Raw genomic sequence first — 14,515 nt, 5'->3', positions numbered from 1 at the left:
ATACGCCGCGAAAGAGCCCCATGCAAGTCTGCTTTGATAAAATTTATAAAGCGACTGTTGTATTAAAATCAAACAGTTATTGCTGCACGGATATCAGAGATAACGGTTTTAGAGTCAGGGTCCAAGCCACGCCAGATTCTGAAAGATTCCGCAGCCTGCTCCACTAACATACCGAGGCCATCAATGGACTTTTCTGCCCCTTGTTCAGTCGCCCAAACACAAAAAGCGGTTGGTTCTGCGGCATACATCATGTCGTAGCACCAAGCACCTTGTGCCAGTACATTTTCCGGAAGAGGGGGGATCTCACCTTGCAAACTGGCAGCAGTACCATTGATGATAAGATCAAAGCTTTGACCTGCAAGCTCATCATAACCACCACCTGATACGTTACCAAGATCCGTAACCAACCCAGCAAGCTCTTTGGCTTTAGAAGCGGTACGGTTTGCGATAACTAACAGCTCAGGCTTTTGCTCTAATACTGGCTGTAAAACGCCACGTACAGCACCACCAGCACCGAGAATAAGCACTTTTTTACCTTCAATCGTGCCGCCATTGTTGCGCATGATATCCCTCACCATGCCAACACCATCGGTGTTATCACCGCACAAGCGGCCTTGATCATCGCGGTACAAGGTATTGACCGCACCCGCCAGTTCAGCACGCGGACTTCTAACTTCAGCTAATGCCCAAGCTTCCTGTTTAAACGGAATAGTGATATTCAGACCACGGCCATCACCCGACAAGAAGTCAGAAACGTAACCTTCGAAGTTATCTTCAGGTACGCAGATCGCTTCATAGGTCAGATCCTGATCTGTACTCGATGCAAATGCAGCGTGGATTTGTGGCGATTTAGAGTGCTTAATCGGATTACCGAATACCGCGTAACGATCAGTCATAATTCGCCCTTACACTTCCAGCCAGTTGCGAGGCTTCAAATAACGCTCGTACAACACGGCTTCTTCAGTCCCTTCATCAGGTTTCCAGTCATAGCCCCAACGCACTTCAGGCGGTAAAGACATCAAGATAGACTCAGTACGTCCACCGGATTGCAGACCAAATAGAGTGCCACGGTCAAACACTAGATTGAACTCGACATAACGGCCACGGCGATGCAATTGGAAGTCACGCTGACGCTCACCGTATTCACGGTCTTTGTTTTTCTCGATAATTGGCACATAAGCTTTAGTGTAAGCATTACCAATCGACTGCATCAGCCCGAAGCTATTATCGAAACCAAGCTCATTAAGATCATCGAAGAAAAGACCGCCTACACCACGAGGCTCATCACGATGCTTCAAGTAGAAGTATTCGTCACACCATTCTTTGAAGCGTGGATAAATGTCGTCACCAAATGGATCACAGGCTTCTTTAGCTGTCTGGTGCCAGAATTTACAATCTTCGTCGTTACCGTAATAAGGCGTCAGGTCAAAACCACCGCCAAACCACCATACAGGTTCTTCACCTTCTTTTTCCGCAATGAAGAAACGAACATTGGCATGGGAAGTTGGGATATAAGGATTATGTGGGTGAATAACCAATGACACACCCATCGCCTGAAAACTACGACCCGCTAATTCAGGTCGGTGCGCTGTTGCAGAACCTGGCAACTTATCACCGAAAACGTGAGAGAAGTTCACACCACCTTTTTCGATAATTTCGCCCTTATCTAGGACACGAGTACGACCTCCGCCGCCTTCTTCTCGCTGCCACTCATCCTGATAAAATTTTCCTTTGCCATCAGCCTTCTCTAAGGCATCACAAATAGCATCTTGTAGCCCCAAAAGGTACTCTTTTACAGCGTCAATATTAGGTGCGGACATAGTACTCACTCACATATTTATTTAAGCGCGAATTAATTGATCAGATTTTAGATCTCGAATTTGAGTAGGCTGATCTAAACCACCTAACTCACCCGGTAAAACATAAGCAAGCTTTTCACCGAAGTAAGTCTTCACTCTCAATATATCTCTTGCAGGATCATGCGCTGCCGGATTCGCCGAAGTCGAAACCAGGAAAGACCCGTAAGCTTCTGTCAATCTTTTCACCTGTAAGTGATTACTCACTCTTACAGCAACAGCGCTATGATTTCCTTTAATCCAAGCTGGAATTCGGTTCTTTTTATCTGGCAAAATCCAAGTGTATGGGCCCGGCCAGTTAGCAGTTACTTTGACATATTCATCATCGGTCAGATCTTCGAGTAAAAAATCGATCTGTGAGAGATTTCCAGCGATCAAAACCAGACCTTTATGCATAGGTCGACGCTTAATTTCTAAAAGATCTAAGACCGCCTGCTCATCAAACGGGTCACAACCTAAACCCCAAACTGCTTCAGTAGGATAAGCAATCACACCACCTTGACGAATTGCTCGAACAGACTGCTGAATATGCCACCAATCAGGCTTTAAATTACTACTCACCATTTACTCCTCAATGCCATATAACGAATCAACAACGCATCACTACTTTTACTAAAGGTATCAATCAATAGTGATGAGAGGTTGATAGAAAGAGCCCCTTACAGGTTACAAAGCGGGGGAATTCCCTTTCATCTTGAAGGCATTTATCTTTGAGGGCTGAACACTAAATGTTCGACGCGGTCTTTGCAACTCTACCAAATTGCCTTTTAACATCGGATATAACCGTGTCCATCTTGGCTAATGATGCCCAAAAGCTCCAACTCCACTAGTACCGGGCCCAATTCAGCTATATCCATACCGGTCAGATAGCTCAGCTGGTCAATAGAGTTATATTCGTAGCCTAAATGCTCCAACAGTCGCTGCGTTTCAGGTGCAAAGTGGGATACATCCTTTTCAGAGTCATCTTCAATATGTTCAGCATTCTGTTCAGCCAGATAACCCAGCATAGGAGCTAGCTGTGAGGTTATATCTTCTGCTGATTCAACCAAGCAAGCACCTTCACGGATTAGCTGATGACACCCTTTACTCAAGGGGTTATTGATCAATCCGGGAATAGCAAAAACCTCACGTCCATGCTCCATCGCCATCCTCGCAGTGATTAATGAACCACTTTTAGGCGCGGCTTCCACCACTAAAATACCAACGCTCATACCACTGATAATACGATTTCGACGTGGAAAGTGCGGTGCCAACGGTGGTGCTCCAGGAAACAACTCACTCAACCACACCCCTTGCTGCTCGAGGATCTGTTGGGCCAATATACGATTTCGTGCAGGGTACGGCCGATCTAAACCCGTACCAAATACCGCAACCGTCGGGCACTGTGCATTAACACTCGCCTGATGAGCCGCTGCATCAATACCCAAGGCTAAGCCTGAGTTCACGATCAAGCCATTTTGAGCCAAATAGCCGGCAAATTGATAAGCATGCTTCACACCACCGCTAGAAGCGCTACGACTGCCTACGATCCCTACTTGCGGAAGATTTAGTGCTGTTAGATTGCCTCGAGCAAATAGAATGGGAGGAGGGTCATAAATTTCACGTAGTAAAGCAGGATAATCAGCATCTGTGATAGCTAAGATATGGCAATCTTCAGCCGAAGCTTGCCAAGCCAGTGCCGAATCCAATTTCTGTAGTGCTGGAGAGGCACGTCCTTGTTGGATATCACTTAAAGCGGTAATTGTTTTTTGCTTGAGGTTAAGCCGATGCCAATCAGCTTCAGAAGAGCAGAGGAGCTTTTCAGGGGTCCATCCCTGATCCCAAAGCTTCTTAACTGAAGCTGCCCCTAAATCTGGTAGGGCAGCAACGGCGATCCAGTCCTTTAGATCAGCCGTCATATTTAATCCTTTATGGTTCTCGGATTACATCACCGATAGAAATTATATCTGTACTGCGCATGATCAAGCCATAACTCACTTTCTCAAACACTTTAAAGACCATCAATTCACCTGAGCGCTCCTGAGGAAGCGTTACCATTTCTTTAGTAACAGGATCTTTAATCAGTTCGCCACGACGATAAGTTGCAAAAACATGACCAGCTTCAATACCTTCTCGCAAACCACGATTGATAGCCACTACATTAAACTGACCGGCATCACGTACGCCACCTAATACCGATAAGATTTTTCCCTCAACCTCAGCAGGCGCTGGCGCTGGATGGTATACAGACTGAATTCTCACTTCTTCTGTGGGTACCACACGATCCAGAATGCGCACTTCTTTATGGGATTTAATGATATCCAGTGTGATCACATCGTCTTTACGTGCAGACACATTTGCATCAGCTATTTTCAAAGTTTCGTAACCAAGAAATTCTTCAGTGTCAGGATCAATATATTCATTAGCAGGGCGGTAAATACCTTGTCGACGCTGTTCAGTCACTAGCTGACCTCGTGCATACATACGATCACCAGCACCGGCTAATATCCTCTCTTTGGGGCCACCTAATACATAAGGCGCCTCTTTCAGAATATCTTCTGAGAGCACACGGTTATCATTTAAGAAGCTAATGATATCTCGTAATGGGATAGCAGGAATCGGTTTAACCAGGGGTGATACACGTGCTCGTGGATAGATGCCGCTATCACGTCTAACCCCTAAACGCGGCTTACCATTAACCCACGTAAGATAGATTACGTCACCAGGGTAAATAAGATGAGGATTATCAACCTGCGGGTTTACCCCCCATACTTCAGGCCATTTCCAAGGGCTTTGCAAAAAGCGACCCGAGATGTGCCACAACGTATCCCCTTTCACTACCACATATTCTTGCGGATGATCATTACGAAGTAGCAGAGAGTCCTTCCGGGTTTCAGCGTGAACAGAAGTCAGTGAAACCAACACCAGAGCGAACAAACCGCATAACAATTTTTTCATGTCCAGTTCCCTTATTACCTTCCAGCTTGTTAAGAAAAACAAGATGGTAAAGTAACGACAATGCATTGAGCGTTCTAATCAGTATAATAGGCAGATTAATATTTTTCGCTATTGATCTCGATATTATCTTTCGGCTAACAACCTGAATAATCGAGTTAAAATTTAAGATGCCTGTATATCATGTTGTTAACTTAGCATGACTTATAGAAGTATTCACAGCAATAGCACCCGATAACTTGTTGATACAGACGTAAATCATGGCAAAACTAACCATTCTTGAATACCCAGATCCACGCTTACGTACCATTGCTGAGCCCGTTGAAACAGTCGATGACGAAGTACGTGCTCAAATCGATGACATGTTCGAAACAATGTACGCAGCTCCAGGTATTGGTTTGGCAGCAACGCAGGTGAATATCCATAAACGCATCGTAACCATGGATATCTCTGAAGACCAAAACGAGCCATTGGTTATGATCAACCCAGAATTCGAAATTCTGGATGAAGAGTTACACAAATATCAGGAAGGTTGCTTATCGGTTCCTGGCTTCTATGAAAATGTGAAACGCCCGCAAAAGGTTAAGCTTAAAGCTCTCGACTACAACGGCGAACCTTATGAGATGGAAGCTGAAGGCCTCCTAGCTGTATGTATTCAACACGAACTAGATCACCTGAATGGCAAATTGTTTGTTGATTACATCTCTATGCTCAAGCGTAACCGCATCAAATCCAAACTAGAAAAGCTGCATAAATTGCAGGAAAAACACGCCTGATTATCACTAAAAAGCAATTCACAGGCTTGCTGGTTTAACTAGCAGGCCTGTTTTTATTTTGGAGCCTAGACCATGCCAGAGTCGCCACTGAAAATAGTTTTTGCCGGCACACCTGATTTTGCCGCATCCAGCTTACAAGCATTGCTTAGTTCTGAGCATGAAGTGATTGCTGTTTATACCCAGCCTGACAAGAAGGGTAAGCGTAAAAACCAGATGGCTCCGCGCCCAGTAAAAGATCTTGCGCTTGAACATAACATCCCAGTATTTCAACCAACCACGCTCAAAACCGAAGAAGAACAGTTAGCACTTACAAACCTTAAAGCCGACATCATGGTTGTAGTTGCTTACGGCATGCTTCTCCCTAAAGCAATTCTTGAGACACCTCGCCTAGGTTGCATCAATGTTCACGGATCACTACTTCCTCGATGGCGCGGTGCAGCTCCTGTCGAACGCTCAATGCTCGCAGGGGATGCTGAAACTGGCGTCACTATCATGCAGATGGATGAAGGCTTAGACACCGGCGATATGCTTTACAAAGTAACAACGCCGATCGAGAACAACGACACTGCAGCAAGCGTCTTTGAACGCTTAACTACCATTGGCTCAGAAGCCCTTGTTGCAACGCTTAAACTGTTCCAACAGGAAACAGTGTCTCCAGAACCACAGGATGACAGCTTAGCCACCTACGCGAAGAAACTGCAAAAGACCGAAGGAGTTATAGACTGGAGTGCTTCCGCTGCAGATATCGATCTTAAGATTCGCACTCTAAGCCCACGTGTTGCAGTAACATTCAAGCTTGGGGAAGAGGTGGTGAAGCTTTTAGGATGCGAATTAGTTGAGCAAAGTGGTAACCCGGGTGAGATTTTGCCCTCTGACAAAAAGAGCATTGTTGTCGCATGCGGCGAAGGCGCTATTAAAATCAAACAGCTTCAGCTTCCGGGCAAAAAGCCAATGGACACTGCCGCTGTTCTAAACTCTAAACGAGAGCAGTTTAGTGCAGGCGTAGTTTTAGGTTAGACGTTTTAGGACTATTACCATGACCACCAATGTTCGGGCACTTGCAGCACAAATTCTAACCCCCTTACTTAAAAACAAGGGTTCTTTGAATACGCAATTTGCGACGATTGAACGTCGTTGTCCTGAGAAGGATCGCGGCCTTCTGCGTGAACTGTGCTACGGCACTATGCGTTACCACCCACAGCTGAATGCCATTATTAAACTGCTGCAAAACCGACCATTTAAGTTTCGAGATATCGATATTAAAGCCATTGTTCTGATCGGTTTATATCAGTTAAAACACACTCGCATCCCAGCTCATGCCGCGATTAGTGAAAGCGTTGAAGCGTGCAAAGAACTGGATAAGGCTTGGGCAGGGAAAGTTGTGAACGCCCTTTTGCGCCGGTTTCAACGCGAACAAGATGAACTCGAAGACTACCTAAAAGATGACGATTCATACCAGTTCAACCACCCTGAATGGATGATCGCCAAGCTGAAAAACAACTGGCCAGAGCACTGGCAAGAGATACTCACCGTCAACAACGAGCAAGCGCCGCTGACACTCCGCGTGAATCAACGCTCAACAGCCCGCGAAGATTACCTACAGCAACTGACCCCGATTATTGCCGCAGAAGCGACTCAATTCAGTGATCAGGGCATTAAGCTAGCGGAATCAATCAATATCGAAACCCTTCCGGGTTATAGCATCGGCGCATTTAGCGTGCAGGATGAAGCCGCACAGTTATCTGCGGACCTTCTCGATCTACGACCAGAACAACGCGTTCTGGATGCCTGTGCAGCACCCGGCGGTAAACTATGCCATATCCTTGAGCATGAGCCTAAGCTTGCTCAAGTCGACGCTGTAGAGCTCGAACAAAAGCGAATCAGCCGCGTTGAAGAAAACCTTAAACGTCTACGTTTAAAAGCCAACTTAAAGGTGGCAGACGCCGCAATCCAAACTTGGTGGGACGGTACAGAATACGACCGCATCTTATTAGATGCTCCTTGTTCTGCTACGGGTGTTATTCGCCGCAATCCGGATATAAAATACCTGCGCCAAGGCGAAGATATTCACGAAACAGCCAAACTTCAGCGCGCTATTTTGGATAATTGCTGGTCCATGCTGAAACCCGGCGGTAAGTTGCTTTATGCAACTTGTTCCATCTTCCCACAGGAAAATGGGCGATTGATTAAGCAGTTTGTAACCCAAACTGCGAATGCCAAGCATCTGCCAATTGAGGCAGAGTGGGGTATCGAACAAGAGTATGGTCGACAGCTGTTTCCGCAGTCTAACGGCCATGATGGTTTCTATTATGCACTGCTGGAAAAAACGGAGTAAGCTCAAGTAGCTATGTGTATTTCTGTCATTTCTGCAGCAGTTAAAGGCTGATCATGAAGATCATTATTCTAGGTGCCGGACAAGTGGGCGGCACTTTGGCTGAAAACCTAGCCAGTGAAGACAACGACATCACTATCGTTGATACAGACACTGGCCGTCTCAGAGAACTACAAGATCGTCTCGATATCCGTACGATCGAAGGTAAAGCATCCTATCCATCTGTACTCGACAGTGCCGGTGCCCAAGATGCCGATATGCTTATCGCCGTAACGAACTCTGATGAAGTCAACATGATCGCCTGTCAGGTAGGGCAAACGCTGTTCAACACACCGACGAAAATCGCCCGTGTCCGTGAACATGACTACCTGAACAAAAATCAGAAGATCTTTGGCGAAAAAGGCATCCCTATTGATGTCCGTATTAGCCCTGAATTACTGGTAACAAAGCACATAAAACGTCTAATCCAGCACCCAGGCGCTCTGCAGGTACTGGATTTCGCCGACGCTAAGGCTCAGCTTGTAGCCGTAAAAGCCTATTATGGCGGCCCACTTGTGGGTCGCGAGATCTCTTATCTTCGCGCTCACATGCCATCGGTGGATACCCGTGTAGCGGCGATTTTCCGCAGCGGTAGCCCTATTATCCCAGAAGGTAATACGGTTATCGAAGCAGACGATGAGGTATTCTTTATCGCCGCACGTAAAGATATTCGTGCTGTAATGAGCGAGCTGCGTCGTCTAGATCGCCCTTATAAGCGCATCATTATCGCAGGTGGCGGTAATATCGGCGCGCGATTAGCCGAATCGATCGAAGACGAGTTCCAAGTCAAAATCATCGAGCGAAACATTCGTCGCTGTAACCAGCTGGCGCGTTCGCTAGATAACACCATCGTCCTTCAAGGCAGTGCTTCCGACCGTGACCTTCTGATCGAAGAGAATATCGAAGATACCGACGTATTCTGCGCCCTGACCAACGATGACGAAGCGAACATCATGGCATCTATGCTGGCGAAGCGCCTGGGCGCACGTACGGTAATGACCCTGATTAACAACCCTGCCTATGTCGATCTAGTGCAAGGTGGTGCGATCGATATTGCGATATCCCCTCAGCAAACCACTATCGGTGCGCTACTGACCCATGTCCGTCGAGGTGATGTAGTAGCAGTACACTCGCTGCGTCGAGGCGCGGCAGAAGCACTGGAAGCGGTAGCTCATGGTGATAAGTCATCATCTAAAGTGGTCGGCAAAACCATTGAAGAGATCAATCTTCCTCCGGGTACAACCATCGGTGCCATCGTGCGTAACGACGAGGTATTGATCGCGCACGATGATGTTGTCGTTGAAAGTGGCGACCACGTGATCTTGTTCTTGGTTGATAAACGCCGAATCAACGAAGTGGAACGCCTGTTCCAAGTTGGCCTTACATTCTTCTAAGCGGAAGCAGCGCAGATGCATTACAAAGTTATCTTACGCATATTAGGCATACTGCTGATGATATTCAGCATCTCTATGCTGCCGCCGTTAGGTATCTCCTATCTCTATGATGATGGGGCAGAGTTAGCCTTTATCGCCGGATTTTTGATTACCCTGCTGACCGGTTTTTTCATCTGGATTCCGGTATATCGAGTGCGACAGGACTTACGAACCCGTGATGGTTTCTTAATTACCGTCCTTTTCTGGTCTGTACTGGGGCTTTTCGGAGCCTTCCCGTTTATGCTCACGGACAATCCGCACCTAACTTTTATCGATGCGCTATTTGAGTCCCTATCTGGCCTCACAACCACCGGTGCAACGGTAATTACCGGCATCGATGACCTGCCCAAATCAATCTTGTTTTATCGTCAGCAACTGCAATGGCTGGGCGGCATGGGTATCATCGTATTGGCCGTAGCGATCCTACCGATGCTAGGTATCGGTGGTATGCAGCTTTATCGTGCAGAAACACCAGGCCCCGTTAAAGATTCCAAACTTACACCACGAATCACTGAAACAGCCAAAGCTCTTTGGTATATCTACCTGTCACTGACCATCGCCTGCGCGGCTGGTTATTGGTTAGCTGGAATGGATCTATTCAATGCCATCGGTCATAGTTTCTCGACCGTTGCGATCGGTGGTTTCTCCACCCACGACGCCAGTATCGGCTACTACGATTCTGTAGCCATTGAGATGATCTGTATATTCTTTATGACCATCTCTGCAGTAAATTTCGGCCTACACTTTTTTGCTTGGCGACAACGCACCATTTCGCATTACATTCTAGATCCAGAATTTAAATTCTATTTAGTTACACTCCTAGCAATAACCGTTATCGCCATTGTTGCCTTGGTCGTAACCGAGACCTACGCGCCGGGCGAATCGATGCGTAAAGCACTGTTTATGGTGGTATCCATTGCAACCACGACCGGCTTTGCCACAGCAGACTTTGCGCACTGGCCAGTAATGCTACCGTTCTTGCTATTCGTGGCAGCCTTTGCCGGTGGTTGTGCGGGTTCTACCGGTGGTGGCATGAAAGTCATCCGTGTACTTCTGATCCTTAAGCAGGGCTACCGTGAAATCCAACGCTTGGTACATCCCAATGCGATTATTCCGGTAAAACTAGGTAAAAAACCGATCTCCGATAAAGTTCTAGAAGCTGTATGGGGCTTCTTCTCCGTCTACATGATCGTCTTTGTAGCCATGCTCATCGTATTGTTAGCGACTGGGCTTGATCAGGTAACTGCATGGTCAGCGGTAGGTGCGACATTAAACAACCTAGGCCCAGGCCTTGGCGATGTATCTGCACACTACGGCGACCTGAACGATCCAGCTAAATGGGTACTTTGCTTTGCCATGCTGCTCGGTCGTCTAGAGGTATTTACCTTGCTAGTACTATTCACACCTATTTTCTGGAAACGATAAAGCAGGCATCAGATCTGCGACGAACCTAATTTCGAGAGCCTAATCATGCGATATACAGTTTACCTATCCGGTGAGATTCACACCGACTGGCGAAACAAAATCAAAAAAGCCATCAACCAAAATGGCCTACCAATCGATGTACTTACTCCAAACACAGATCACGATTCCAGTGACGGTTGCGCTACTGAGATCCTAGGCCCAGAAGAGAAGAACTTCTGGACCGATCACAAATCAGCAAAAATGAACACTATGCGTCACATGACTGCGATCAAACGTGCTGACATCGTGATCGTTCGTTTCGGTGATAAATACCGTCAGTGGAACGCTGCATTTGATGCTGGTTTTGCCATCGCCAATGGTAAGTCTCTGATCGTTGAACACGCACCAGAATTGACACACCCACTAAAAGAAATCGACGCTTGCGCACATGCCGTGGCCGAGAATACAGAGCAAGTAATCGAAACGCTTAAATACCTTTGCTTGGATTACTAAGCGATACCACACCGGGGTAGAACCTATTTCTACCCCTTTTTCTTCAAAAATCCCCTTTATCCCACTTTTACAGCCACCGACTGTCTATTTTTTGTTGTATAATTGCCGGCTAATTTTTCGGGCTAATCTGGTGCTGTGCAGCTGCCATGACGGCAGAAACTCAACGGCACTTATGTAAAAGGTGAAACGCTGTGACTGACAAGGCGACCCCAGACGTAAGCACATTTCAGGGGCTGATCCTTGCTCTACAGGAATACTGGGCAGAGCAGGGCTGTGTAATCGTACAACCACTGGACATGGAGGTAGGTGCCGGCACCTTCCATCCTGCGACTTTCCTACGCGCAATTGGACCTGAGACTTGGCGCTCTGCATACGTGCAGCCTAGCCGTCGTCCAACGGATGGCCGTTACGGTGAAAACCCTAACCGTCTGCAGCACTACTACCAGTTCCAGGTTGTTCTTAAGCCATCTCCTGACAACATTCAGGAGCTATACCTAGGCTCTCTAGAGCGCATGGGTATCGATCTTGGCATTCACGACGTTCGCTTCGTAGAAGACAACTGGGAGTCTCCAACACTAGGCGCTTGGGGTCTTGGTTGGGAAGTATGGTTAAACGGCATGGAAGTAACTCAGTTTACTTACTTCCAGCAAGCAGGTGGTCTTGAATGTTACCCAGTGACTGGTGAGATTACTTACGGTCTTGAGCGTATTGCAATGTACCTACAGGGTGTAGACAGCGTTTACGACCTAACATGGGCAGTAAACCCTGACGGCTCTAAAGTGACTTACGGCGACGTATTCCACCAGAACGAAGTTGAGCAATCTACTTTCAACTTCGAGCATGCAAACGTTGAAGAACTATTCAAAACGTTCGACAACTGCGAAGCTGAGTGCAACAAGCTACTAAGCTTAGAAACGCCACTACCGCTTCCTGCATACGAGCAGGTACTTAAAGCGTCTCATACGTTCAACCTTTTGGATGCCCGTCATGCGATCTCTGTAACAGAGCGTCAGCGCTTTATCCTTCGTGTGCGCACACTAGCCCGTGAAGTCGCACACGCATACTTTAATGCCCGTAAAGAACTAGGTTTCCCACTGGCACCCGAAGCCCTACGCCAAGAAGTACTGGCTAACTGCGAGGAGAGCAAATAATGGCACAACATGATTTTCTCGTTGAGCTAGGTACCGAAGAGTTACCTCCAAAAGCACTTAAAACCCTTTCTGACGCTTTCACATCTGGCATTACTGCTGGCCTGAAAGAAGCAGGCGTTAACTTTGGCGATGTAAAAAGCTACGCATCTCCACGCCGCCTAGCTGTGTTGATCAGCACTCTAGACGACAAACAGGCTGACCGCGAAATCGAAAAACGCGGTCCTTCTGTAAAAGCGCCTGAAAAAGCGGTTGAAGGTTTTGCTCGTTCTTGCGGCGTGACAATCGATCAGCTTGAAAAGATCGATACCAACAAAGGTGAATACTACAACTTTAAGAACACAGAAGAGGGCAAAGCGACGTCTTCTCTGTTACCTGAACTTGTAGAAACATCACTAAACAAACTGCCGATCCCTAAGCGTATGCGCTGGGGTGCATCTCGTGTTGAATTCGTTCGCCCGGTTCACTGGCTAGTCATGCTATTCGGTGATGAAGTTGTAGATTGTGAAATTCTTGGTCTGACATCGGGTCGTAAGACTCGCGGCCACCGCTTCCACTACAACCAAGAGATCGAACTGATCGCACCATCTGAGTACGCTGATCGCCTAGAAAACCCAGGTATGGTAATCGCTGATTACGATATCCGTAAGACAATGATCAACGAGCAAGTTAAAGCAGAAGGCGAGAAGCTGAATGCAGTTGCTCAGATCGACGAAGATCTTCTTGATGAAGTTACAGCACTTAACGAATGGCCAGTCGCACTAACAGGCCGCTTTGAAGAGCGCTTCCTAGAAGTACCAGCGCAAGCGCTAATCTCTTCAATGAAAGAGCATCAGAAGTACTTCCACCACTTAGATGCAGATGGCAACCTTTTGCCTAACTTCACAACGATCTGCAACATCGTTTCTAAAGATCCTCTGCAGGTAATTGAAGGTAACGAAAAAGTAATTCGTCCACGTCTATCTGACGCTGCGTTCTTCTTCGAAACTGACAAAAAGACTACGCTGGAATCTCGTGTTGAGAAGCTAAAAACCATCGTATTCCAGAAAGACCTTGGCACGGTTTACGATAAAGCTGCTCGCATTAGCGCGCTGTCTGGCAAAATCGCTGCAACTCTAAATCAGGATCAAGCGAAAGCTGAACGTGCTGGCCTACTGTGTAAAACCGACCTGCTTACAGACATGGTATACGAATTCACAGACCTACAAGGTTTGATGGGTTATCACTATGCGCTGAATGACGGTGAAGATCAGGATGTAGCACTAGCTCAAAACGAGCAGTACATGCCTCGCTTCGCAGGCGATGAGCTACCTCAGACTGCCCCTGGTATCGCTGTAGCCATTGCTGACCGTCTAGACACTCTGACAGGTCTGTTCGGTATCAATCAGCCTCCTACAGGCTCTAAGGACCCGTTCGCACTGCGTCGTGCAGCGCTAGGCGTACTGCGCATTATCGTAGAGCGTGAACTAGATCTGGATCTACGCGAGCTCCTAACGATTGCGGCGAACAACCATAACGATCTACCAGCGCGCGAAGGCCTAGAAGACAAAGTTCTAGACTTCATGTTGGAGCGTTTCCGCGCATGGTACGAAGACGCAGATATCAACGCTGAAGTATTCCTATCAGTATTGGCGCTTAAACCAAGCCGCCCATTAGACTTCGATCGTCGCGTTAAAGCGGTTAACCACTTCCGCTCTTTAGCTGAAGCCGAAGCATTGGCTGCTGCTAACAAGCGTGTATCGAACATCCTGAGTAAGCAGGGCGTAACAGGCACGACTGAGGTTAACAACGCACTATTAACTGAAGCTGCCGAAAAAGCTCTTGCGGCAGATATCGAAGCTCAGAAAGCTGCTCTAGCGCCACTATTTGCAGAAGGTAAATATCAAGAAGCGCTTGAGTCACTCGCTGGCCTTCGCGCATCGACTGATGCCTTCTTCGAAGACGTTATGGTTATGGCTGATGACGAGGCTGTTAAGAACAACCGCCTGGCTCTTCTAAGCCAGTTACGCGCATTGTTCTTGGGTGTTGCTGATATATCTGTGCTTGGCTAATCGTCACATCTAAATATCTAATCTAAAGC

At 47.1% G+C, this 14,515-nt stretch carries 13 protein-coding genes; 8 read left to right on the top strand and 5 right to left on the bottom strand.

Annotation, left to right across the window (positions count from 1 at the left end):
• Positions 1-68: 68 nt before the first annotated feature.
• From aroE to ACMXYS_RS00140, 5 genes are all read right to left on the bottom strand, one after another.
• Positions 69-896 carry a shikimate dehydrogenase gene (aroE, locus tag ACMXYS_RS00160; RefSeq protein ID WP_415897232.1) on the bottom strand — a complete coding sequence of 276 codons (828 nt, stop codon included), beginning with the start codon at positions 894-896 and terminating at the stop codon, positions 69-71.
• 9 nt (positions 897-905) lie between these two features.
• The gene (gene hemF, locus ACMXYS_RS00155) at positions 906-1,820 is read right to left on the bottom strand and encodes an oxygen-dependent coproporphyrinogen oxidase (protein ID WP_415897231.1); all 915 of its coding nucleotides are present in this window, start codon (positions 1,818-1,820) and stop codon (positions 906-908) included.
• A 21-nt stretch (positions 1,821-1,841) separates the two neighbouring features.
• The gene (locus tag ACMXYS_RS00150; RefSeq protein WP_415897230.1) at positions 1,842-2,417 is read right to left on the bottom strand and encodes an L-threonylcarbamoyladenylate synthase; all 576 of its coding nucleotides are present in this window, start codon (positions 2,415-2,417) and stop codon (positions 1,842-1,844) included.
• Positions 2,418-2,623: 206 nt separating this feature from the next.
• Positions 2,624-3,754: a DNA-processing protein DprA gene (gene dprA / locus ACMXYS_RS00145; RefSeq protein WP_415897229.1), complete on the bottom strand. Its 1,131-nt coding sequence runs from the start codon at positions 3,752-3,754 to the stop codon at positions 2,624-2,626.
• Positions 3,755-3,764: 10 nt separating this feature from the next.
• Positions 3,765-4,793, bottom strand: coding sequence for a LysM peptidoglycan-binding domain-containing protein (locus tag ACMXYS_RS00140; protein ID WP_415897228.1), 1,029 nt, complete (start codon positions 4,791-4,793; stop codon positions 3,765-3,767).
• Between the two features lie 257 nt (positions 4,794-5,050).
• On the opposite strand from ACMXYS_RS00140, the gene def reads away from it, so the two are divergent.
• The 8 genes from def (at position 5,051) to glyS (ending at position 14,486) form a co-directional block, all read left to right on the top strand.
• Positions 5,051-5,566, top strand: coding sequence for a peptide deformylase (gene def / locus ACMXYS_RS00135; protein WP_415897227.1), 516 nt, complete (start codon positions 5,051-5,053; stop codon positions 5,564-5,566).
• A 72-nt stretch (positions 5,567-5,638) separates the two neighbouring features.
• Entirely contained in the window at positions 5,639-6,583 is a 945-nt protein-coding gene (gene fmt, locus ACMXYS_RS00130) for a methionyl-tRNA formyltransferase (protein ID WP_415897226.1), read from the top strand.
• 19 nt (positions 6,584-6,602) lie between these two features.
• Entirely contained in the window at positions 6,603-7,901 is a 1,299-nt protein-coding gene (gene rsmB, locus ACMXYS_RS00125; RefSeq protein WP_415882981.1) for a 16S rRNA (cytosine(967)-C(5))-methyltransferase RsmB, read from the top strand.
• A gap of 53 nt (positions 7,902-7,954) precedes the next feature.
• Entirely contained in the window at positions 7,955-9,331 is a 1,377-nt protein-coding gene (trkA, locus tag ACMXYS_RS00120; RefSeq protein ID WP_415882980.1) for a Trk system potassium transporter TrkA, read from the top strand.
• A 15-nt stretch (positions 9,332-9,346) separates the two neighbouring features.
• Positions 9,347-10,795 (top strand): TrkH family potassium uptake protein, encoded by a 1,449-nt coding sequence (locus ACMXYS_RS00115; RefSeq protein WP_415882979.1) that lies wholly within the window; start codon positions 9,347-9,349, stop codon positions 10,793-10,795.
• A gap of 45 nt (positions 10,796-10,840) precedes the next feature.
• The gene (locus ACMXYS_RS00110; protein WP_415882978.1) at positions 10,841-11,287 is read left to right on the top strand and encodes a YtoQ family protein; all 447 of its coding nucleotides are present in this window, start codon (positions 10,841-10,843) and stop codon (positions 11,285-11,287) included.
• Positions 11,288-11,478: 191 nt separating this feature from the next.
• Positions 11,479-12,438 (top strand): glycine--tRNA ligase subunit alpha, encoded by a 960-nt coding sequence (gene glyQ, locus ACMXYS_RS00105; protein WP_007021609.1) that lies wholly within the window; start codon positions 11,479-11,481, stop codon positions 12,436-12,438.
• The gene (gene glyS / locus ACMXYS_RS00100) at positions 12,438-14,486 is read left to right on the top strand and encodes a glycine--tRNA ligase subunit beta (protein ID WP_415882977.1); all 2,049 of its coding nucleotides are present in this window, start codon (positions 12,438-12,440) and stop codon (positions 14,484-14,486) included. Before glyQ ends, glyS begins: the two co-directional genes overlap by 1 nt.
• The last annotated feature ends 29 nt before the right edge of the window (positions 14,487-14,515 follow it).

The sequence above is a fragment of the Neptuniibacter sp. QD57_21 genome (assembly GCF_047778075.1).
Lineage (GTDB): Bacteria > Pseudomonadota > Gammaproteobacteria > Pseudomonadales > Balneatricaceae > Neptuniibacter.
The sequence above is the reverse complement of the archived record's forward strand: the minus strand, read 5'-3'. Positions and strand labels throughout refer to the sequence as shown.